Annotated in this window: 19 protein-coding genes and 1 tRNA gene; 4 read left to right on the top strand and 16 right to left on the bottom strand. The window is 72.0% G+C overall.

Features of this window, described 5'->3' with window-relative positions:
• Positions 1 to 112: 112 nt before the first annotated feature.
• Positions 113 to 2,398, top strand: a complete 2,286-nt coding sequence (locus VFZ70_18440; protein HEX6257794.1) for a DEAD/DEAH box helicase — start codon at positions 113 to 115, stop codon at positions 2,396 to 2,398.
• Between the two features lie 59 nt (positions 2,399 to 2,457).
• On the opposite strand, the gene VFZ70_18435 is transcribed toward VFZ70_18440, so the two are convergent.
• From VFZ70_18435 to VFZ70_18360, 16 genes are all read right to left on the bottom strand, one after another.
• On the bottom strand, positions 2,458 to 7,884 hold the full coding sequence (locus VFZ70_18435; GenBank protein ID HEX6257793.1) for a CHAT domain-containing protein: 5,427 nt from the start codon (positions 7,882 to 7,884) through the stop codon (positions 2,458 to 2,460).
• Positions 7,885 to 8,121: 237 nt separating this feature from the next.
• Complete coding sequence (locus VFZ70_18430; protein HEX6257792.1) at positions 8,122 to 9,129, bottom strand: S8 family serine peptidase; 1,008 nt, start codon at positions 9,127 to 9,129, stop codon at positions 8,122 to 8,124.
• Positions 9,130 to 9,497: 368 nt separating this feature from the next.
• Complete coding sequence (locus VFZ70_18425; protein HEX6257791.1) at positions 9,498 to 10,313, bottom strand: M23 family metallopeptidase; 816 nt, start codon at positions 10,311 to 10,313, stop codon at positions 9,498 to 9,500.
• Positions 10,306 to 10,743: a TadE/TadG family type IV pilus assembly protein gene (locus tag VFZ70_18420; protein HEX6257790.1), complete on the bottom strand. Its 438-nt coding sequence runs from the start codon at positions 10,741 to 10,743 to the stop codon at positions 10,306 to 10,308. The genes VFZ70_18425 and VFZ70_18420 overlap by 8 nt, the downstream gene beginning before the upstream one ends.
• Positions 10,734 to 11,000 (bottom strand): hypothetical protein, encoded by a 267-nt coding sequence (locus VFZ70_18415; protein ID HEX6257789.1) that lies wholly within the window; start codon positions 10,998 to 11,000, stop codon positions 10,734 to 10,736. Before VFZ70_18415 ends, VFZ70_18420 begins: the two co-directional genes overlap by 10 nt.
• 28 nt (positions 11,001 to 11,028) lie before the next feature.
• Positions 11,029 to 12,129 (bottom strand): type II secretion system F family protein, encoded by a 1,101-nt coding sequence (locus VFZ70_18410; protein HEX6257788.1) that lies wholly within the window; start codon positions 12,127 to 12,129, stop codon positions 11,029 to 11,031.
• A complete protein-coding gene (locus VFZ70_18405; GenBank protein HEX6257787.1) occupies positions 12,126 to 13,265 on the bottom strand; it encodes an ATPase, T2SS/T4P/T4SS family in 1,140 nt (379 codons plus the stop codon). The genes VFZ70_18410 and VFZ70_18405 overlap by 4 nt, the downstream gene beginning before the upstream one ends.
• Positions 13,262 to 14,122 (bottom strand): hypothetical protein, encoded by an 861-nt coding sequence (locus tag VFZ70_18400; GenBank protein HEX6257786.1) that lies wholly within the window; start codon positions 14,120 to 14,122, stop codon positions 13,262 to 13,264. The genes VFZ70_18405 and VFZ70_18400 overlap by 4 nt, the downstream gene beginning before the upstream one ends.
• Positions 14,123 to 14,324: 202 nt before the next feature.
• A complete protein-coding gene (locus VFZ70_18395; protein HEX6257785.1) occupies positions 14,325 to 14,672 on the bottom strand; it encodes a nuclear transport factor 2 family protein in 348 nt (115 codons plus the stop codon).
• Between the two features lie 182 nt (positions 14,673 to 14,854).
• A complete protein-coding gene (locus VFZ70_18390) occupies positions 14,855 to 15,400 on the bottom strand; it encodes a proteasome activator (GenBank protein ID HEX6257784.1) in 546 nt (181 codons plus the stop codon).
• Between the two features lie 104 nt (positions 15,401 to 15,504).
• Entirely contained in the window at positions 15,505 to 16,323 is an 819-nt protein-coding gene (gene trxA / locus VFZ70_18385; GenBank protein HEX6257783.1) for a thioredoxin, read from the bottom strand.
• Between the two features lie 28 nt (positions 16,324 to 16,351).
• A complete protein-coding gene (locus tag VFZ70_18380) occupies positions 16,352 to 16,783 on the bottom strand; it encodes a PaaI family thioesterase (GenBank protein ID HEX6257782.1) in 432 nt (143 codons plus the stop codon).
• Positions 16,776 to 17,642, bottom strand: a complete 867-nt coding sequence (locus VFZ70_18375) for a PAC2 family protein (GenBank protein ID HEX6257781.1) — start codon at positions 17,640 to 17,642, stop codon at positions 16,776 to 16,778. The genes VFZ70_18380 and VFZ70_18375 overlap by 8 nt, the downstream gene beginning before the upstream one ends.
• Positions 17,643 to 17,773: 131 nt before the next feature.
• The gene (locus tag VFZ70_18370) at positions 17,774 to 18,409 is read right to left on the bottom strand and encodes a hypothetical protein (protein ID HEX6257780.1); all 636 of its coding nucleotides are present in this window, start codon (positions 18,407 to 18,409) and stop codon (positions 17,774 to 17,776) included.
• Between the two features lie 190 nt (positions 18,410 to 18,599).
• Complete coding sequence (locus VFZ70_18365) at positions 18,600 to 18,920, bottom strand: UBP-type zinc finger domain-containing protein (protein ID HEX6257779.1); 321 nt, start codon at positions 18,918 to 18,920, stop codon at positions 18,600 to 18,602.
• A 256-nt stretch (positions 18,921 to 19,176) separates the two neighbouring features.
• Entirely contained in the window at positions 19,177 to 19,293 is a 117-nt protein-coding gene (locus VFZ70_18360) for a hypothetical protein (GenBank protein HEX6257778.1), read from the bottom strand.
• A gap of 265 nt (positions 19,294 to 19,558) precedes the next feature.
• Between VFZ70_18360 and ggt the strand changes: the two genes are divergently transcribed.
• The 3 genes from ggt (at position 19,559) to VFZ70_18345 (ending at position 22,614) form a co-directional block, all read left to right on the top strand.
• Entirely contained in the window at positions 19,559 to 21,343 is a 1,785-nt protein-coding gene (gene ggt / locus VFZ70_18355) for a gamma-glutamyltransferase (GenBank protein ID HEX6257777.1), read from the top strand.
• A 79-nt stretch (positions 21,344 to 21,422) separates the two neighbouring features.
• Positions 21,423 to 21,517, top strand: a tRNA-Sec gene (locus VFZ70_18350).
• On the top strand, positions 21,475 to 22,614 hold the full coding sequence (locus VFZ70_18345) for a hypothetical protein (protein HEX6257776.1): 1,140 nt from the start codon (positions 21,475 to 21,477) through the stop codon (positions 22,612 to 22,614). The genes VFZ70_18350 and VFZ70_18345 overlap by 43 nt, the downstream gene beginning before the upstream one ends.
• Positions 22,615 to 22,641 lie beyond the last annotated feature (27 nt).

The raw sequence follows: 22,641 nt of genomic DNA, 5'->3' as shown, positions 1-22,641 counted from the left end.
GGTTCCACGAACGACCGGCGGACCGGCTCCGCCGGACACCAACCCGACGTGGGGCCTGGTTCCACGAACGACCGGCGGACCGACCCGGGCCACGGAGTCCTAGCCTGGCTGCGTGGACAGCGACGCCCTGCTCAGACTGCTGGCCGCCGACGCCGCCGAGGCCCATCCCGACGCGCTCGAGCGGTCAAGGTTGGCCGCGCTCGAGGTCCTGCCCGCCAGAGCACCGCGCATGACCGACCTCCCGTCCTGGATCGGACCACTGCTCCGCTCACGACTCGAGCTGGCAGGGATCACCGCACTGTACGAACACCAGGCCGACGCAACCGAGCGCATCCGCGCAGGGCGGCACACCGTGGTCGCGACCGGCACGGCCAGTGGCAAGAGCCTCTGCTACCAGCTCCCGCTGCTGCAGGCCGTGCTCGACGACGATCGCTCGACGGCGCTGTACCTGTCCCCCACGAAGGCGCTCGCCCGTGACCAGGTCCGCGCGCTGCGCGAGTTCCGCCTGCCCCAGGTGCGCGCCGCCGCGTACGACGGCGACCTGTCCCGCGCCGAGCGCGACGCGATCCGGCGGACCGCCAACGTGATCCTCACCAACCCCGACATGCTGCACATCGGCATCCTGCCGAACCACCGGCGCTGGGGTGATTTCCTGCACCGGCTGCAACTGGTGATCGTCGACGAGTGCCACGTTGCGCGGGGCGTGTTCGGTTCACACGTGGCCGCGATCCTGCGGCGGCTCCGCCGGATCTGCTCGTACTACGGCGCCGACCCGGTGTTCGCGCTCGCCAGCGCGACCATCGGCAACCCGGCCGAGCACGCCGCGTCGTTGGTCGGCGCCCCGGTCGAGGCGGTCGCTGTCGACGGTTCGGCCCGGCCGCGATCGGTGATCGGCCTGTGGGAGCCGCCGCTCATGGACGACCAGCTGCGCACCCGCCGGTCGACCCTGGCGGAAGCGTCGGACCTGCTGGGTGCGGTGGCGGCCGCGGAGCGCTCGACGCTCGCGTTCGCCCGGTCACGCGCCGGGGTCGAGCTGCTCGCGTTGCACGCACGTCGTGTCGCGCCGGACCTGGAGGTCCGTGCCTACCGCGCCGGCCTGCTCGCCGACGAGCGACGCGCGGTCGAGCGCGGCCTGATCGACGGGACGATCCAGGCGGTCGCCGCGACCGACGCGCTGGAGCTCGGCGTCGACATCGGCCGACTCGACGCCGTCATCGTGGTCGGCTGGCCGGGCACGGCGGCGTCCTTCTGGCAGCAGGCCGGCAGGGCGGGACGTCGCGGCAACGAGGCACTCGTCATCTTCGTGGGTGACGACAACCCGCTCGACCACTACCTGCTCGCCCATCCCGAACGCCTCCTCGGCCGGCCGCTCGAGCACGCGCGCAGCGACGTCACGAACCCGTACATCCTCGGGCCGCACCTCGACTGCGCGGCGTGGGAGCTGCCGCTCGACGCCGACGACGCGTGGTTCGCGCCGGCGGACACGACCCCGCTGATCGAGGCCGGCATCGCCCAGGGCAGGTTGCGGCGACGCGCTGGACGCGTGTACTGGGCCGGTCGCGGATCACCGGCGGCCAGCGTGCACATCAGATCCACGGCGGGGGCACCGGTGACCATCGTCGAGGCCGCGACCGGCGTGGTGGTGGGTGACGTGGACGCGGCGCGCGCGCCGGCAACGGTGCATCCCGGCGCCAACTACCTCCACCAGGGCCGCAGCTGGCGTGTGTCGGAGCTTGATCTCGACCGTGGGGTCGCGGCGGTCGAGCGCGACGACGGCACCACCTACACCAGAGCGCGTAGCGACACCGACATCTACGTGCTGGCTGAGGAGCGACGCCGTCGGTGGGGCAGGTGCACGCTGTCGTCAGGTCGTGTCGAGGTGTCCACGCAGGTGCTGGCCTTCGAACGCCGGCACGTCTTCTCCGGCGAGTCGCTGGGCGTCACCGAGTTGGACCTGCCACGCCAGCGACTGGCGACGACCGCGGTGTGGCTGACCGTACCGCAAGCCGTCATGGATGCCGCAGCGCTGAGCACGCAGCGGTGGCCAGGATCCCTGCACGCCGCCGAGCACGCCGCGATCGGGCTGCTGCCGCTGTTCGCGATGTGCGACAGGTGGGACATCGGAGGAGTGTCGACGGCGTGGCACGCCGACACGGCGAACCCGACGATCTTCGTCTACGACGGCATCCCCGGTGGCGCGGGCATCACGGCCCGTGCCTTCGACACCGACGCGCTGTGGTGGCAGGCGACCCGCGATGCCATCGACGCGTGTCCGTGCGACGACGGCTGCCCGTCCTGCGTCCAGTCGCCCAAGTGTGGCAACGGCAACGAACCCCTCGACAAGCGCGGGGCGATCGCATTGCTCACGGCGGCGCTCGCCGACCACGACAGCGGCTGACGCCGACGCGAGAACGGCGATCGCGGTCCGCCGCCGGCGCGCACGGATCACAGCGCGCTTCAGGAGTCGGCGTCCGGGTGCAGTTGCGCAGCGATGGTCCTGAGCGCGTCAACGGCCTCTGGCTTTCGGTGCGCCGTGCTCAGTGACGCGATGACGATGTCGATGTGCTCAACGATCGACAGTCGTTCCCGGCGGCTCGCACCCTGCGCAGCCGCATCGCTGTACGCAGCGACGATCTCGTCCGTGCGGGCGGCGACCGAGTTCTCGACGAGGCACTGGAGCAGCAGCGCGTCACCGGCGGCGCTGCGCGTCCAGAAGTTGGAGCACGGCTGGGCATCCGCGTCGGCCCGGCACTCCTCGATGCGTGCGAGCAGATCCTCCGCATCGATCGGCTGGCTGCCGCGCACCGCCACCAGCCAGTCGAGGAGCGCCCCGTTGATCCCTGTGTAGAAGTCCAGTGACCCCCGCCGGTCGCGGTAGTGTTCGGCGGCCTCGTGGTAGGCGTCCCTGGCTTCCCGCAGCGCATGCGATGGGTCGTCGTGCACGACTGCGCGGCGCCGCCAGAAGCTGCCCTTCATGGCCAGCCGCTCGGGTGTCCCTCCGCCGACGACGAGCATGGCGTCGATGAGCTTCTCCGCATCGCGGTCGTAGCGCGCCGCGTCCGACCGCTTCATCGCCACCGTGGTGGCGTCATCCTCCACCACGCCGCGATCATCGGCGTCCCTGCGGTCCCCGTCGTCGGCACCGCCCTCGGTCCTGGCCCGCTGTTCCAGCGCATCGGCGTCCCGGCGGAGCTGGACCGCGTGCTTGGCGTAGGCGTTGGCGAGCTGTTCGACGGCCTGCAGCGGCAGCCTTCCGTCCCAACGGCTGCGTGCGATGTGGTACCGGTCGATGGCGTCCGCGTAGCGGCCGAGCGTGAAAGCGATCGCCGCCTCCGCGGCGACCTCAGCGCCCCCGCGCCAATGGTCCGGCACGACGGGGGCGAGGTCCGCGACCCGTCGCCACGTCTGCTCGACCGCGTCACCCGTCGCCTCGTCTGCGGCGCGCTGTATGGCCTTGAGCCGTTGCCCGTACTGCTTGCGGGACACGATCGTGGGGTCCTCACGCGCGCCGGCCTTCGCGGCGTGGATGCGCATGGCCGGCGGTCCGTAGACCTGGTACGCACCCCAGGTGTTGACGTGCGGATGATTGCGGTAGATCGCCGCCCGGGCTCCGTGCGTCGCGGTGCCCAGGTCATCGGTGCCCAGCAGGCGCCGGTAGAACTCGGTCGCGAAGGCCGAAGCAGCCGCATCGTCGACAGCCCAGCCGGCCGCCACGACGGCGCGCACGCCGTCATTGATCAGCTGCCGGGCGATGCTGGACGCCAGCCGGCCGGCGCGGTTGGTACGCGATGTCGCGGTGCCGTCGCCAGAGTCGCTGCGGGCGGTACGCGGCGTCACCGTGTCATCGTCCGACTCGCGCTGATCGGTGCGCGACGTTGCTGCTTCATCACCCGGTTCGCTGTCGGGGTCGAACTGCGACCGCAGCAGCATCGACCCGATGTGACAGGCGTTGAGGAACACGAGGTCCGGCGTGGAACGCATCTGACCGACCTCGGCCGCGGACAGGCGTACGCCGTCGCCGAGCAGCACGCCGTTGCGGGTCGGCGATTCGTACTCGCCGTGCGCCGCGATGTGGATGATCCGATAGTCGTGGGCGAACAGGGCGTTCATCACGCGCGTGACGGTGACCGACTGATCGTCGCCGTCGACCGAGATCAGCGCCGTCACGTCGTAACCGGCGGCGCGGAGCGTGTCCGCGACGCGCTGTGCCTCTTGGCGGGCGCCGGCCAACCGCGGCAACGGCGGCGCGACCGCCGGATCGCCGATCACCAGCGCGCGATGCCCCGCCGCGGGGCGGACGATCTGCCGGAACGTGCTGGTCTCGAGACGACGAAGCAACCCCGTTGTGACCGCCAGCGGCGTGGTGTTACCGGTCCACGCCCTCGTGCCGAGCAACTCGAGCGGCAGCGTCGAGGCATGTTGGTCGACGACGAACATCAGGTTGTCGTCCTCCGGCCCGTGGCTCTTCATCGACCGGGGGATCAACAGCTCATACAGCGTGTTGTACAGCTGTGGGTCCGGGCGCGGCTCGGCGACGCTCTGCTCGATCAGCGCGCTGATGATCTTCCGCTGGGTCGTTGTCACGAGCTGCTCTGCGCGCGCAGCCCGGCCGACACTGGTGAACGACAGGTCCACCAGGTCGTCCTGGGGGTCAGCGTCGGGGACGGCGACGACGCGCACGGTGCGCCACGCGTCGGACTGGTAGTCGGGCGGCGGCAGTCCTGGCCGACCGCCGCACCCGTCGAGCAGGATCTGCTCAGCCACCACGGTCGGACCGTCCGCGGACGGCTGCCTGGCCAGAGCGATGGCCGCCTCGGCCGCCTCGATCGCGCGGTCCTCGTACAGCTCGATGATCTGCAGCGTTTCCACGCGGATGTCGAGGTCGGCGTCCGCGAGCGACCGGTTCGCACGATGCACGCCGTTGACGACGCTCGTCAGCGAGACGGGTACGGGCAGTCCGCCGCTGCTGCCGGCACCGACCAGCACCGTCGACACGGTCAGCGCCTGCACATCGCTGTTCGCGTCGCGGAAGGCGAGAGCGAGGTTGACGATGCCGTTCGTGACACCGGCTGCAAGGCCGTTGGCCGACAGATCGCCAGGGTTGCCCATGCCGACGACGACGCCCGCGGCGCCCGAGCTGTCCGGTCCGATCACGTCAGCGGAGCCCAATGGACCCGCCAGCTGCCCCAGCGCCAGCCGATGGCTGATCGCACCACCGAACTGGCGGTCCAGCGCCTGCTCGGCGCCGCCGATCGGCGTACCGTCGTACACCCCCACCAGCACGGGGCCTTCGACCTGCTGCAGGTCGCCGTGCACGACAGCCAGCGACACCGCGTCCCGTTGACTGGCCGGCGCGAACACACTGAGATCGAGCGCCGCATCGGCGACGTCGGTGTCGGTCGGGAAGTCGACGCGATGGGCAGCCGGGCGGAACAGGCCGTTGCGGACCGCCGCGACCGGCGCCGACCGCAGCAGGCCGTCGGAAGTGCCGTCGCTCAACAGGCCAGAGACGAATGCCAACCCCCGAGGCTCGACCAACATGCTCGCGTACGGCATGGGGGCGTACCGGACGGTGGCTTCCGCGAGCCGCTCTGCGGCGACCGTCGCGTACCCGTCACCTGAGGTCGTGACGTACCGTTCGTCGTCCGTCGACCATCCACTGATCGTGGCGACGCCCGATCCGAACAGTACGACGCAGCCGCTCCCGTCGGTCGCCAACACGTCACGCAGCCGACGACCGGCGTCCAGAACCTCATCGTCAAAGGGTGCGCCCTCTGGCACGAGCTCGGCGAGGCCACGCGCGGCACCGAGCGTCGCGCCGATCTGTTCGGCGTCGCACGCCGGATCGACGAGCGCGAGCTGTGCGGCGAGCTCGTGGTGGCCGGACAGGACGCTGGCCATCCGCCACGACCCATCGACCGGCGGACTGAGGAGCAGCGTGCGTCCTCCGCTGGCCTTCACGCCGGCCGGGAGGCTCGGCAGCGACGCGTACGCCGCGAGCACACGAAGCCCGCCGCCACCCAGTGCCACGACATGCACCGGACCCGTCGCGCCGTCGAGGATCTCATGCAGACGCCCCGCCATTCGGGCGGCCGTGTCCTGAGCGCCCTCCCGCCAGTCATATGCGAGCGCCTGTACCGTGAACTGTGCGCTGAGCTGCTCGATCAACGGGTCGTGGACGCCCGCCAGCTCGGCGGTCGCCTGGGTCGTGGCTTCCAGCAGACGCGCAACCCCGCCGACGAGTGGTCGAACCGCCGGCCACACGGGCTCGTTGTTGCGTGCGAGCACCGTGCCGAAGACGTCGGGGACGACGACCACGGTGCCGCCGTCCGCCACGCCGGCGCTTCGCTGTCGCGCGCGGGAGACGATCGGTGGGCCGCCGGGCGCAACGAACTCGTCCACCTCGGCGCCGGCCTCGGCCTCAAGCCAGCGGATCACCGCGCGCCGCGTCGCCGCGCGCATGAAGTAGGCGGAGTGCACGACCTCCGGGCCCCGGTAGAACGCCTGACGGGCGGTCCTGCGTGGCACCCCGCCGGCCATCGCGGTGGTGTTGACCACGAAGTCGTGGTCCTCCCGATAGAAGAGATCGGCGCCGAAGACCTTCAGACGGTGGAAGATCCCACCCGCCTCGACGTCACCGGAGATCGCCGCCATGCCGTCATCGATCGACTGCGCGGTGTTGAGCAGCGCGACGAACGTCGACTCCGGCATCATCGCCTCGACGCCGGGCACCAGCCGTGGATCGGAACGCTTGTCGAGCAGTGCCAGCAGCAACTTCTTGACGACAGCGGCGACGCCCGCCGCACGCACGGCGGGAATCATGTTCAAGGCGTTGAAGAGATAGCTCGCGTAGCGGTCGAGGCGACGTGACGCCAGCGTCGTCCCGCGCGCGGGACACGCGACCCGCGCGAAGCGCGTGACTTCGATCCCCTTGCCCCCGACGAGTTCGCGCAGCCGACGAAGCGCCGCGACGTCGGGATGGCCGTGCTGATCACGCTGCTCGTACAGGGACGTCCCGGGCCACGCCTCCGCGGCTGCCAGCGAGAGCGCCTCACCGACCAGGCCTCCGCGGCTGTGGCTGACGATGTGCAGCGTCGCGCCGTCGGGCAACAGGTCGGCGGCCATCACGGCGTTCTCGGACGGTGTCAACCCCAGAGTGGCGTGCTCGAGCGCGATGATGCGATCGCCGTACGCGCGCGCGAACCGACCGAAGTCCACGCCCCGGATACCCCCGAACCCGGCTTCCGTGTGCGAGAACGTGCCATGGATCAGGAGCAGATACGGCTTGCGGGACGGCGGGAGGTCCCCCGCCTCGACGCGGTTCGACGCCGTCAGCCGTATGTCCGGTCCGATCCGGTAGATCCCGCGCGGCTTGGGCTTGTCGTGCCAGTGCTCGTCGCCCTCCTCCGCCGGTCGGTCCACCCACTTCGTGATCTCGCTGGCCGCCTTCTTCAGCGCCGGGTCGATGACCATGTCGACGAGGCGATCACGCGCCGCATCGGTCAGCAGCTCGTGAATCTTGTTGGCCGCCGCAACGATGTCGTCCGGCAACGACACCCGGGCACGTCGCACGCTGGCGACCCGGCCGAGTCCGTCGCGGGTCGCCGCACGATGTACCGCCGTCTCGGCTGCGCGAGCGTCGCCGTCGCCCGCATCCGCCAGCATCGAATCGGCACGCCGGAAGGTCGTGAAGCCATCCACATCCTGAATCTCGACGACGTCGTCAGGCGCGGGCTCGAACGACACCTCCTCGACGGCGTCGCGCGCAGACACCGACCGGATCTCGTCGACCACCTCGTAGTCGACGTCATCGAGCAGCCGATCAACGTCATTGTCGGCGCGCGGTTCCGTCCGCCGGCCCAGGAACCTGATCGTCTCAGACATTCGCACCATCTCCGAACGATGCCAACCCGCCACCGGAACGCCGAGAGGTCAACGAGCTCGTCACAACCTCAAACGGACACAGGTGCGTCCGATCATTCATCAGGGAACCCCGACAGTCAACATGCAACAAGGACCCAATCCGCACACGATCGCATAAATGGTGTATCGCTGACTGATTCTACCGATTTCTGAGTGCGATCTGCCTTCACGGGCGAAACGAGAAGGGTCGCCCTGCAATCAGGGCGCGGTGACGATGCCGGCTCCACGGTCGACGGCGTCATGTCCGTCTTCGAACACGTCGATGCGGGCGTTGGCGCGCAGCTTCGCCGCCACCGTCGGGGCGAACGTCCGCAATCCCAGCGACTGCACGGACTCCCACCAGAGCGCGGCAACACCTGCCACGTGTGGCGTGGCCATGCTCGTGCCGTTGAGGCTGCGCAACCCTCCTCCGGCATTCGCGGACAGCACATCGACGCCAGGAGCGCTCACGACCGGGAACGTGTTCGAGAACGGCGCGACCGAGAGCACGGAGCCGCTACGGCCCAGCGCACCGACAGACACCATTCCCTCCGCGGCGGCCGGCAGGGACGCGGCGATCTCGAAGTCAGCGCTCACGTCGCGGCGGCTCTCGTTGCCCGCCGCGGCCACCAGCACCGTGCCCGCCCCGAACGCCTCACGGGCCCTCACCATCGCCATGAGCGAGTCGAAGACCCGCAGGTTGCTGCGGTACGCCTCGAGCGCCTGTGACGTGGCGAGCTCGACCGGCATTCCCTGATCCGTCAGGAACTTGACGTACCCCGGGAAGTCGAAACCGAGCGACATGGAGATGATGTTCGCACCCTGGTCGACCGCCCAGGTGATGCCGCGGAAGATCATGTCAGAGTTCCCGCGGCCGTCGTCGCCCAGCACCTTGCCGATCAGCGCCTTCGTCACGCCACGCGCGATGCCGATCCTCGTGCCGTCGACGTCGCGCCCGAAGATCGTGCCGGCACAGTGCGTACCGTGCCCTTGGACATCGCCGTTCCCGCTTCCGCTGAAGTCTTTCTGGACCAGTTGCACGCCGTCGAAGGCGGGATGCGACGCGTCGATGCCCGTGTCGAGCACCGAGACCACGACACCATCGCCCGTGAACTCCGATCCGTCGGCCTTCACGGCGGAGATGCCCCACGCAGCGCCATTCTCGGCGGTACTGCCGCCGTCGCCGCTGGCTGTGCTGGCGAACGGCGCTATCAACCGGGTCGGCATCTGACGCGCGATTCCAGCAACCTCAGGATCACGCATCAGGTCGGCGCGCTCTCGGCGTTCGAGTGTCTCGACCTCGACCCGCGGTTCCGGTGGGGGTGCGGGCGCACCACGCGTACCTCCCGCCGGTCCGAGGAGAGGTCCGCCAGACGGGTCACCGGCGGGGGCACGCTCGAGGTTGCGCAGAATCACATAGCTGTCCATCATCCACTCCCATGTGGCCGGATGTCGGTGGCGAACAGCCGGCATTCACTGCGCGTGGAGGCGCGCGGTCAGCTGCATGCCCGGTCGACTCGATGAGATCGCAGACCCGTCGGGTGATACATGATCGGTCGAAACGTCTCAGCGGTGACCTGACCGCTGTGGCGGCGTCAGGGCAGCCAGGTGTGGGGGTCGGTGGGGCCGGCGGCGGTGCGGACCTCGAAGTGCAGGTGCGGCCCGGTTGACAGGCCGGTCGACCCGACCAGGCCGATGCCCTGCCCGGCGGCGACCCGTTGTCCGCCGCGCACCAGGATGCGCGACAGGTGCGCGTACCGGGTCGTCGTCCCGTCGGGGTGTCGGACATCGATGGCGTTGCCGTAGCCTCCCATCCACCCAGCGGACGCGACGACACCCGCCGCGGCCGCGGCCACCGGCGTGCCGGACGGCGCGCCGAGGTCCAGACCCGTGTGCAACCGCACCTCACCAGTGATCGGGTGCGTCCGCGTGCCGAACCCGCTGGTCACCGGCGCCGAGAGCGGCCACACCCGACCCCCGGTTGCCGCGCCCGCCCCGACGGGCGTCGCGCCCGACCGCGCCGCCGGCGCCGCGGCGACCGAAGGCGGCGCGACCAGCCCAGCGGCGGCCCGCGCCTCGATCCATGGCACGACCGCGGCGAGCAGCCGCGACGCTGACCTGACGGCAACGGTCACCTCCCGCCGGTCGGGCCGGTCGCCACAGCACGACACCAGACGCCCACCGTTGGCCTTCGCCAACTCCCGCGCCGCGCGGCGACCGCCGCCGAGCGGATCAGCCATCGCCGCGAGCGCGGCGGCATCCGCCGCCGTCTGCGCCCGCGCACGCGTCACCACCAGATCGCCGACGACCACCAACGGCACCAAGGCGACGAACAGGACCAGACCGCCTCCGAGCAGCGCCAGCAGCCCCACCGACCCGTCATCGGCGCCCTGCCGGCGGCGATCAGCCACCGCCGGCCTCCGCTCCGAAGGGCGTCTCCCGCCGGAACGTCGCCCGCGCGGGCAGCCACAGATCCACCCCGAACGCCGCGAACGCGCCGGTCGCCAGCTCGAGGCGGACCTCGACCGCGCCGCCGTCATCGTCGAGGTCAATGCGCACCCCGCGATCACCCGCCAGGCGTTCGGCGACCCTCCTCGCCTGCGCATCACCGTCGACCGCGGCCGTGCGTCCCACCTCGCGGGCGATGCCCTGCGCCACCACCACGTCCGTCAACAGCAACCCGGTCTGGATCACCAGACCCAGCAGCAGCCCCAGCAACGGCACCACCATGGCGAACTCCAACGCCTGGCTGCCCGACTCGCCTCCCGCCTGCGGCAACCGGCAGGAGGTGGGGGCATGGCCGAGACCGGCCACACCCCCGGGCGGCCTCGTCAGAACCATCCCTCGATGACCCTGCCGAGCGTGCCGATCACTGCATCGACCAACACCCGCAACGTCTCCCTGTTCTTGAACAGGGCGACGAGGCCTGTGCAGGCGGCAGCGCTGACGCCGCCGAGCATCGCGTACTCCGCGGCCTGCGCACCGCGCTCCGACCGGGCACGCAGCGCGGCGACGCGGCGTTCGAGCGCGGTGCCTGCGCCCGCAGCGCCGATCCGTGACGCGGCGTCGACGCGCCGCACGATCGTGGTCAGGCTCATGCTGTTCCTTTCATGTCGGGCCGACGCCTCACGGCGACAACGCGGCCCACACCAGCGGCGGGACGATCGCGATGACGAATGCCGGAAGCGTCAGCAGGGTGGTGGGGAAGACGAGAGCAAGTTGGACGCGCTCGGCGGCGGTCTCCGCGGCGGCGCGTTGACGGGCACGGAACGTCTCACCGAGCCGTCGCAGCGGTTCCCCGGCCGCCACGCCCCAGCGCTCGGAGATGGCCAGGACGGCACCGATCTCGGCGAGCCCGGAGGCGTCGAAGGAGGGTTCGACATCCTCTCCCGCCCGAAGGCGGCGCGCGACCGCGCGCAACCGGGCGTCGACGGGCGCCTGCACGACCGCGGCGAGGTCGTCGAGCGCAGCGGGCAGGGCGATGCCCACACCGAGCAGCATCCGCAGCAGTTCCACCATCTCGACGGCGCCGAGCGGTGACGGCGTGCCGGCGGTACGGGGCCGGCCACTGAGCGCGGCGATCGCCGCACCGACGGCGAGTCCCGCGACCGGCCCCGCCACGAGCACCGCCGTCACGAAGGCAGGGCCGGCGGCCACGGCCGCCCGCATGCGGTCGAACCCGGTCGGCGCGACGGCCAGCGGATCGGCCAGCGCCGCGGCGCGCTCGGCGCGTGCGACCAGTCGCCGCGACCACCACCTCGCCGCGACGGTCAACACGACGGTGGCGGTGGCGCACACCCAACCGGGCGGTGCCGCATAGAAGCGCAGCGCGCTGGGATCCAGCGCCACCAGCAGCGCCCAGGCGACGACCGGCAGCACAGCGAGCAGGCGTGCCGTGCCGGTGGCCTGCGCGGAGCGGGCCCGCAACCTCTGGTCATCGGCCACGGCGTCCTGCCGCGTGCCCAGGGCCACGTCGACCGCATCGACGGCACCGTGCCCGCAGCGCTCGGCCAGCGCCAGCGCGCGCAGCAACGGGCCGGCGCCCAGGGGGCCGGGTGCCTGCGTGGACGCGCGCGCCGCGTCCGCCAGCCCGCGGCCCAGGGCGACCTGACGCCCGACGTCAGCGAGCGCGGCACCGGTCGCGGCGCGCAACGCGTGCGATGGTGGGACCCCGACCGCCAACGCAGCACGGACGCGCAGCAGATCGGTCGTCGACACCGACGTCACCGCCCACCTCCGGCCACCGGCTGCCGACGCCAGACGTCCCGCCAGTCGAGTCGACCGTCGGCCGTCAGCCCCTCGACCTCAGCGATCTGACGGACCCCGCGGGCGCCATCGCTGTCACGGTCGAGGACGACCAGCAGGTCCAGGCTCACGGCCAGCTGGGCGCGGATGGCCGCCAGCGGCAACCCCGCGAGCAGCGCCATGCCCTCGAGACGCACCAACGCCTCGTCGGCGGCGCGCGCGTGCACCGTGGTCATGCACCCCTCGTGGCCGGTCGCGAGTGCGGCGAGCACGTCGACGACCTCGGTACCGCGCACCTCGCCGACCACGATGCGGTCGGGCCGCATCCGCAACGCCTGGCGCACCAGGTCGCGGAAGTCGATCGCTGCCGTACCCTCCCCGGTCGCCGGGCGCGTCTCGAGGCGGACCGCATGCGGGCAACGCAGCGCGAGCTCGGGCGCGTCCTCGACGACGACGACCCGCTCGGCCGCTGACACCTCTGAGAGCAGCACGCCGAGCAGCGTGGTCTTGCCCGTCCCGGTACGTCCGCAGCACACGATGGCGCGACGATCGGCGACTGCTTCCGTGAGCAGGCGGCGCGCTACGGGAGGCACGGCGTCGCCGGCCTCGAGGTCGTCCCACGAGTGGGCCACCGTCGCGAATCTGCGTACGGTCACAAGTGGGCCAGCCGACGTCAGCGGCGCTCCCACGGCGTGCAGGCGGCTACCGTCGGCGAGACGCGTGTCGACGGTCGGGTGGGCGCGGTCGAAGCGCAGACCCTGCGGGCCGACGACACGCAGGACGGCCGCGCGCACCGCGTCGGCGTCCGGATAGGTGACGTCGGTGCGTTCCAGCCGACCCGCACGCTCGATCCACACCTCACCGGGCCCGTTGATCATCACGTCGGTGACATCGGGTGCGCGGAGCAGGCGCTCGGCGGGACCCAGTCCGGTGAACAGATCGGTCACGTCCCGGACGACGGCGGCGAGCCCGCGGTCGTCGAGCAGCAGCTGCTCGGCACGCACCGCGCGGGCGATCGCCGCGCGCAGCGCAGGTCCGCGCGCCGCCGCCGGCCCCGCGGCCTGCAGGGCGGGATCGTCGGCCACCCGTCGGCGGATGCGATCGAGGTCGACGCTCATCGCGCCCACCCGTCCACCCGGCGCAGCCCGTCACCGAGGTCGCGAAGCCACCGGCCGGGCAGAGCCGACGGCACGCGTCCCGCGACGGCGGCCCGCGCCACGCGCGCCGACCACGGCAGGTGCGCGATGGGCGGCCTGCCGAGCAGACGGCGGACGTCGGCGGCCACGACCGGCCGGTCACCGTTGACGACCACAGGGTGGTCGCCGCGGGCGGCCCGACGCAGCGCGCCGTCCGGGCGTGCGACGACCAGGGTGGTCGACGGTGTCACCCGCGTGCCGGCGTCGACCACCACGACGTCGCCGCTCCACGCCGCCGGCGCGGTCGCGCCGTGGCGGCCGGCGACGGACAGCCGTGGCACGCCGTCGACAGCGACGTGGGTCCCGCCACCAGCACGTCGCCCCGCGTCGCCGACGAGCGCCAGCATGCCGTCACCGCCGACCACGAGCGCCGCGGCGCCACCCCACGCCAGCAACCCGCCCAACGCGAGTGCCAGGGTCGACGTGCCCACGCCACCGGCGACGCCGGCGATCTCCAGCCGGGCGCCCCGCGGCGCCACGCGGCGGTGCACGTCGATCCGCGTGGCGATCAGCGGGATCCGCTCGCGGTCGTCCGGCCAGCCGACGACATCCTCGGCGCCGGCCGTCAGCAACGCCGTGACCGCCACATCGCCCGGGACCCCGTCGACGATGGCGATCCACGGATCGCCACCCTGCGGCGCGTCGGCCAGCGCGAGCACCGGTGCCAGCGACCCGCCCGCATCGACGACCTGCCAGCCGAGGTCGCCCTCTACCCACGCGACCACCTCGGCGTCGAGCGGCGCGGGCAGCGCCACCGACACCGGAAGGTCGTCGATCATGCTGGCTCCTGCCGTGCAGTCCGTCGTGACGGCAGCGCACGGTAGGAGCGATCGGCGAGCTACGCCCGTCGACGGGCTGCCCGCCTGTGGATGACGACGTCAGGAGTGCGGGCGGTCGACCGTCAGCATTCGTGTGTCAGGACAGGCGCGTTCGCCGGGGCGACCCGGTCGCCTCGAGCGCCGGAGAGTCGAACCTCGGGACCTAGTAGTAGTCGCGGTGGTAGCGGATCCCACCCGAGTCGACCTCGATCCAACTGCTGCGTGGCAGGCTCGACCACCGTCGTCCCGCCGCCGTGTAGCTCATCTTCCACTCGACCGCGACCGTCGAGCCGTCCTCGGACTCGAGGATGCGCTCGACGGTGATGTCGAGATCCTCGCGGGCCTGCATCCAGGAGTTCAGATACGACCGGATGAGCGTGCGGCCCTCGTGCGGCGGGTTGTTGGGCTCGAGGAACATCGACTCGGTCGCGTAGAGCTCGGCGACGGCGGTGTCGTCATGCTTCTCCATCGCAGCGCTGAGCTGCTCCCACAGTTCCCGTGCTCGACCCATCGCATCTCCTCGGCGTGCCGCGTCCGCTGATGGTCGCGGCCGTTGGATTGCCAGCCCGCGCCGCCGTGGACCACGACACCGCGTCAGGCCGCAACGATATCCGCGGCACCGCGCCCGGCCAAAGGCCGTGCCCACCGACACCGTCGAACGCGCCGGACGCCCGCCTGGCGCGCTCGACCTCCCTACAGGTACTGACCCGTCGGGCTGTCGTCGCGCTGACCGGCCGCGCGTCCGGCCTGCATGCCGGGCGGCAGACCGCGCCGCATCCGCTCGAGCTGTTGGCGCGCGCTCATCTGCTGGCTGGCGATCGCAGCCTGGATGCCCTGGAACAGGCCCTCGAGCCAGCCGATGAGCTGCGCCTGCGCGATGCGGATCTCCGACTCGGTGGGCGTCTCGCTGTCGAACGGCAGGGTGAGCGCGTCCAGCTCCTCCTGCAGGCCACCGGTCAGCACGGACCGCATCTGGCTCAACGAGGTCTCGTGGATCTGGCGCAGCCGCTGCCGGCCCGCCTCGTCGGGATCGGCGCGGCGCACCTCCTCCTGCATCTCGCGCAGCATGAGGGCGATCCGCAGCAGCTTGCCCGGCTCTGTGATGGCGTCGGGCTGCTCCTCGTCGACGACCTCGACCTGTTGCGCATCGTCGTCGCCGGCGGTGTCGCCGTCCAGGCCGGGGTCGGCACCGGCGGACACCGCGTCCGGCTCGATCGGAGGGTGGGGCTGATCGGTCACGGTCTCATCCTTGTCGTCCGCGGTTCACGCTACCCCGGTGCCTGACATTGTGTGGCCGTCCGGGGGGCGTGCGCCCGCGCCGCGTAGCGTGCGGCGCGTGACGCTCAGGCGAACAGGGCGCTGGCCAGCCGCGGGCGTGTGCGCCGGGTGATGTCGTGCTGGTCGCCAAGTACCCGGAACAGGTCGAGCAGCAACGTGCGGGCCTCGTCACGCGTCTCGGGCACGGTCACGGCGTCGAGCAGGACGTCGGCGGCCTTGTCGTGGCGACCAGCGGCGACCAACGCGCGGCCGTAGGCCACCCGGTCCTGCGGGGAGCGGTCGGCGTGGGCGGCCAGCGCGTCGAGGTCGGACCCGTCTCCATTGTCCGCCAACCGCAGCTCCGCCAGCAGGCGCTGCGCCTCGTCATGCTCGGACGCCCGTGCCAGCAGCGCCCGCGCCTCGTCGAGGCTGCCCTGATCACGGCGCAGCCGCGCCAGGGCGATCAGCGCGCCGGGGTGCGCCGGCTCGGCGTCGAGCGCCTCACCGAGCAACGCCTCGGCTCGCTCCGGCTCCGCGGCCGCGCGGGTGACCAGCCGGTCCGCCGTGCTGGGCGCCAGCGCGGCGAAGAACTGCTCGATCGCCGGCGCCGGCTGCAACCCGACGAACTCGTCGACGACGCGCCCGTCGCGGAACGCCTTGACGGAGGGGATGCCCTGCACCCGGAACTGCTGCGCCAGGCGCGGCGCCTCGTCGACGTTCAGCTTGACGACCGCCACGTCGCCGGCGAAACGCTGCGCCATCTGCTCGAGCAAGGGGGACAGCTGCCGGCACGGGCCGCACCACGGCGCCCAGAAGTCGACGACGACGGGCCGTGTGGCGCTCGCCTCGACCACATCGCGCGTGAAGCTCGCCTCGGTGACGGCGGGGACGGTGACGGTGGACATTGGTTACCAGAACCTCGTTGCGTTGCGGTCAGTGGTCAATGTTCGCCAGGCGGAGCTGGCCCCGTGCGACCAGCTTCCCGTCAGGCCGTGTGATGCGGACCTCCCAGACCTGCTGGGTGCGGCCCTGGTGCACCGGCGCCGCCTCGACGTCGAGCGCACCGTCGACGACGGGCCGGAAGAACTCCGTGAGGTTGGAGACGCCGACGACCGTCTGGCCGTCCTCGCTGGCCTTGAGGTGTGCGCCGAGGCTGCCGACGGTCTCGACCACGGCCGCGTGCCAGCCGCCGTGGAGGATGCCGGCCTCCTGGTGGTGCTCCGGGCCGATCTCGGCCGTCGCGCGGGCTTTGGTCGGCGTCAGGTCGACCAGGGTGAGCCCAAGGCCGGTCGTGAAGCCGCGACCGTGCGGATGGCCGTCGAGCGCGACCGGCAGCATGTCGCCCAGGTCGCCGACCTCAGTCATCGCTGTTGGCCTCGAGGAACAACTCGATCTCGGCGGCGAGGTCGTCGCCGGTCGGCAGTTCCTCCTCGTCGTCGTCCGCGTCGACCATCTCCTCGAGCGCGCTGACCATCGACGCCGCCTCCTCGTGCTCGGCGACCGCCTCAGCGACCTGCTCGAGGTGCAGGGTGGCCGCGGCGCGCAGCTCGGTGGTATCGATGTCGACGCCGAGGGCGCCGGCGATGCGCTCGGCCAACGCCAGCGCCGCGGGCGGGTGGGGGTTGGTCGCGATGTAGTGCGGCACCTCCGCCCACAGTCCGACAGCCGGGATGTCGTGGTCGGTCAACGCCACCTGCAGCACGGTGCTGGCGTTGATCGGACCCGTGTAGCCACCCACGTCGGTGGCGTTGAACTCGAGCGCCTGGTCGACGCGGTTGCGCGCGCACGTCACCGACACCGGCCGGGTGTGGGGGGCAGCCGCGGGATACGACCCGAGCTGCACGACCTGCTCAACGCCGAGGTCCGCACACAGCCGTGCCACCTCGTCGGCGAAGGCGTGCCAGCGCATGTCGGGCTCAGGGCCCAGCAGCATGAGGACGTCGTGGGATGCGTCCTCGAGTGGTGCGGCCAGCAGTTCGAGCTCCGGCCAGTCGATGCGGCGGACCACGCCGGAGTCGACCACGGCGGTCGGCCGGCGCGCGCGGTAGTCGATCAGCTCGTCGCCGTCGAACCGTCCGATCAGCTCCGCCCGCCAGCGGTGGCGGAGGAAGGCCGAAGCGTTCGAGGCGGCCGAGCCGGTGTCGACGAAGCCGTCGAGCGCGACGATCAGGACCGCGCGGCGCACGGTCGGCGGTTGACGGACCCAATGCAGCAACTCGGACATGCCCGCCAGGCTAGCGGCGGTGACGACCGGTGGAGAGCGCCGGTCGTCACGACCGGCGGGCTCAGGCCCGGCGGGCCGCGACGCTCTCCACGGATGCACGGCCGCCGCGCAGGCCGGGCGTCATCCGGCGATCAGGCGTCGGTGTCCGAGGCCCCGGATGCCCCACGCCGTGCGGCGGCGCGGCCGCGCAGCGACGTGGCACGACGGGGCTGCTCCGGCGTGGAACCGCGTGCGAGGCGGCTTCCGGTCGTCCCGCTGTCGCTGCCGTTGCCACGCGCCTCATCGGCCTGCGCCGGCCGCACGTCGGCATCGGAGGCGTCCCGGCGCGCCGCCCGGCCGCGCCGGTTCGCGCGGCGCGACCGCCGCGACGTCCCGTCGCCGTCCGACGTGACCGCCTGCGGACGGTCAGACCCCTCCTGGTCGACCACCGGCTCGACGTCCGTCACACGCTCGTCGGGAGGTTCGGGCCGCACGGGCGGCGCGGGTTGTGACAGCGATGCCTGGAGGCTACGAAGAACACCGAGCGCGATCCCGGCGAGCAGCGCGTAGCCCAACACACCCACGAGCGTCGTGAGCACGTAGTCCTGGTCACCGAACATGCCCTGGAACGGCACCAGGAAGACGACTGAGAGCACTCGGACGACGGCGACGATGACATTGTCCTCGTTGGCCTCGAGCAGCCGGAAGAGCGCATCGAACGCGAGGACGCCGACAATGAAGACCAACAGGGTGTTGATCCAACGGCCCACACTGTCCCAATAGTTCATCGAAGCTCCTCGACCTGCCTTCCGCCGGCAGCCGGGTGATGCTGCGCGTACCCCGTGTGGCTGCGCGTCCCCAGGCTAGTCGGTTTGTGGTGCCAGCGGAACGCCCGATCCAGACCGATGTGACTGTGCGCCCTCGACCGGTCCGGACTACGTGTGCCGGGGGCGACGACGCATCGCGCGGCTCGGAACGTCAGCCGCCGGGTGCGTGGTGGCGGTCGGTCAACGGACCGCGGCCTGCGAGCTCGAACGCGACCTCGTCGACATAGCACCACCACCAGGCCTCACCCGGCTCGTAGGAGCGGACCAGCGGATGCCCGCCGTGCCGCGCGTGTGCGGACGCATGGCGGCTGGGCGACGAGTCGCAGCAGCCGACATGGCCACACACCGCACACATGCGCAGGTGCACCCATGTGCCGCCCGTCTCCTGACACTCCGCACAGCCGTCCGGAGGTCGTGGCGCCACGCCGTCCGCATCGACGTCGGCCAGATGCGTGCATACGATCTCGGCCACGGTGGCCCCCTGGTCGCCCTGCGCGAACGATAGCGGTGCGCTGGCCGCCTCACCGCACCGTGGTCGAGGAGGCGCGCGAGCTCGGCGCGGTAGGCGTCGAACGCGACGCCGCGGTACTCCACGTGTCCACACCGGCCGGATGCACCAGCGTGCAGGCGCTCGTCCCGGCCGCCTGCTCGTGGCAGCGGATCCGAGGTGCTCCGCCAGCGCGGCGACCACGCCCGCGAGGACGCGCACCGCGCGCCGACACGCTGTGTCAGCCGGCGGCGTAGTGCTCACCCGGCAGATCGCGGAGGCGGGCCGCGGCGTCCTCCGCCGTGAGGTCGCGCTGCGCCCCGCCGAGCATCTCGAAGCCGACCATGAACTTGCGCACCGTCGCCGGGCACCGGCGCCCCGCCGGCGTCGCGCAGCACCCACTCGGGGTGGTCGGCGTACAGCTGCGACGACTCTGCTCGTCACCGGACCCTCCGCACCGGTCGACGAGCTGGACCGGCTCGAGGCCCAGGGCCTGGCCGTCGACGTCGTGGAGGTCGCGGGATAGCGACGAACCCCTTGCGCACGCCACGCGGGTGGTGAAGGCTGCCCAATTGGGCCGGTCATGATCCACCGGCGTGGACGGCGCAAGAGGGAGCCCCACGATGCGGAGAACGCTGTTCGTCTGTTGTCTCGTGATCGCCATGCTCGCCGCACTGATGCCGGCGGCGGGCGCCAGTCACCACAAGGGCAAGGGACCCGCGCCGACGAAGGATCCGGTCGCGGAGGGAGGCGGTGGCGCGGTGTCGACCGTCGACCCCGTCGCGACCGAGGCCGGCCTGAAGGTCCTGCGCAACGGCGGCAACGCCGTCGACGCGGCGGTGGCCGCTGCCGCGACGCTCGGCGTGACCGAGCCGTACTCGGCGGGTATCGGCGGCGGCGGCTTCATGCTCGTCCGCCTGGCCGACTCCGGTGAGGTGGTCGTCATCGACGGTCGCGAGGAGGCGCCGGATGACCACCGGTTCGACCTCGACGTCTTCGCGCCGTTCACCGACGACTTCTTTGACGCCGTCAACAGCGGATTGTCGGTCGGCGTCCCCGGCACGCTCGACACGTGGGTCGAGGCGCTGGACCAGTACGGGACGATCTCGCTGCGACAGGCGCTGCAACCGGGGATCCGCGCCGCACAGCGCGGGTTCGTCGTCGATGAGACCTACGCAGCGCAGACCGCAGGCAACCTCGAACGCTTCCGCCAGATCACCTCGACCGCCGAGACGTACCTGGTCGACGGCGAGGTGCCGGAGGTCGGGTCGCGGGTGCGCAACCGCGACCTGGCGCGCACCTACCGCGAGCTGGCGCGCCGTGGGCCGGACTGGTTCTACGGGGGCGAGCTCGGCGAGGAGGTCGTGGCGACGGTCCAGGATCCACCAACCGCCGACGTCACGCTCGAGGAGTGGCAGCCCGGGTTCATGGACATCCGCGATCTGGCCGACTACGACGTGCAGGACCTCGCGCCGACCGAGAGCACGTTCGGCGGCTACGAGGTGTTCGGGATGCCCCCGCCGTCCAGCGGCGGCATCACCGTCGGCGAGACGCTCAACATCATGGAGGAGGGCTCGTGGTCGGGTGACATCGACTTCTACCACCTGTTCCTCGAGGCCACGGCCCACGCGTTCGCCGACCGCAACGCCTACATCGGCGACGACCGGTACGTGTACGTGCCGCAGGACGGGCTGCTGTCGCAGGAGTTCGCCGCGGAGCGCCTCGCGCAGATCGATCCGACGATGGCCAGCGACAAGCCGGTGGCGCCAGGCGATCCGTGCGACGAGGACGGTGGCGTCAACTGCGTGACCGACCCTGACGCCGTCGACGTGGCCGAGGGTGCGTCGACCACGCACCTGGTGACGGCCGACCGCTGGGGCAACGTCGTGAGCTACACGCTGACGATCGAGCAGACCGGCGGCAGCGCGCTCACGGTGCCCGGACGCGGGTTCCTGCTGAACAACGAGCTCACGGACTTCAACTTCACGGGGCCCAGCCCCAACCTGCCGGCACCGGGCAAGCGCCCGCGGTCGAGCATGAGCCCGACCATCGTGACCGAGGACGGCGCGCCCTTCCTGGCCGTCGGCACGCCGGGTGGATCGACGATCATCACGACGGTCGCGCAGATCCTGGCCAACCGCCTGGGACGTGACATGCCGCTGCCCGAGGCGATGGAGGAGCCGCGCGCGACGCAGCGCAACACGCCACAGGTGCGGGGCGAGGAGGCGTTCGTCGCGGCGTACGGCGCTGAGCTCGAAGCACTCGGCCATGTCTTCGAGGACCCGCCGACCGACGAGCTGGGCGCCGCGACGGCGATCGAACTGCTCGACGGTGGTCGCTTCCTCGCGGTCGCCGAGGCGGAGCGCCGCGGCGGCGGCGATGCCGGCGTCGTGCAGGGACACCGCTGAGCGAACGCCCACCGACCCCGCCACCCGCCGCGGTGGCGGGGTCGCCCCGCACCTCCCGCCGGCCGGTAGGGTTGCGCGCGGAGGCGTCTGGATTCCTGGTGGGTCCCACGGTCTTCAAAACCGATGAACCGGTGTCACACACCGGTTGGCGGGTTCGATTCCCGTTCGCCTCCGCGACACGGCGACCGCTGTCACCGACCACCGTCCCGACGGCGCGCGCCCGACCCGCCGCCGACCTGCCGGGGAGGACCACGGCCCTGCCGATCAGTGAGGTGTTCGCGCTGCCCGCTGTGCTCGCGGGCGGCGCCGGTGTGGTGTTGGGCACCGCCGCCCTGCTGTCGACCCGTGCGGCGGCCCGCCCCGACCTGCCCGCCGCACGGTGGTACCGCCAGCTGCCACCCACGCTGGCCGGACTGGTCGACAGCGCCACCACGCTGCGCCTGCTACGGACGTGCGCCGTCGTGGCACTGGTCGGTCTGGTCGGTGCGCTGGTCATGGCCACGGCGCCCGTCGACGCCCGCGTCGTCGTCCCAGCGGTGACGTCGGCGGCGCTGGTGGGCGGCACAGTGATCATCGGCACCGATCACCCGGCCACCGCGGCGACGGCGCCCGTTCCCGGGTCGGCCGTGCCCGGATGGACCGCAGTGGCCTGGTTCGTGGCACTCGCGTTGATCGCGCTGTCGACGAGCACCGGACCGGTGCTGGCGGGCGTGCTCGTCGCCCACGTCGCACTGCTGCTCGCGCTGGCGCGGCGGACGCCGCCCACGCCGGTCGCCCACCACGGGCCACTGGCGGCGTTGATGGCGATCGTCGGACACCTCGCGCCGCTCGGGCGTGACCAGCAGGGACGTCCGGCCTGGCGCAACCCCGTCGTCAACGCGGCACACGCGGCGCTGCCGCACCCGGCGCTGTGGCTGACCGCAGTCGTCGCCGGACTGGCGCTGGCCGGTCACGCGCCCACGCCACCCGGCCCGACGCTGGCGGCCGCGACCCTCGGCGCCGGGGCGGTCCTGCGCGTGGGGATCTTCCGCCCCTACTTCACGGGGGTTCTTGCCCCCGTCGCGGCGGCGTACGGCCTGATCGCGGCCGGCCGCTGGCTGGCTCCGGTGGATCTGCTGGCCTTCGTCGCCCTCCACGCGGTCGCGATCGCCGTGCTCCACCGGCAGGCGATCGCCCGGCACGATCCCCGGACCGCGCGTGCGGTGCAGTTCCTCCCACGGACCGCGGTGGTCATCTCGGTGCTCACGGGCCTGTGGGTGCTGGCGACCTGACGTCACGCCCCCCGACCCAGCAGCTAC

Source organism: Euzebyales bacterium, from assembly GCA_036374135.1.
Classification (GTDB): domain Bacteria; phylum Actinomycetota; class Nitriliruptoria; order Euzebyales; family JAHELV01; genus JAHELV01.
Note: the sequence above shows the minus strand (reverse complement) of the source record. Positions and strands in the feature narration are given on the sequence as shown.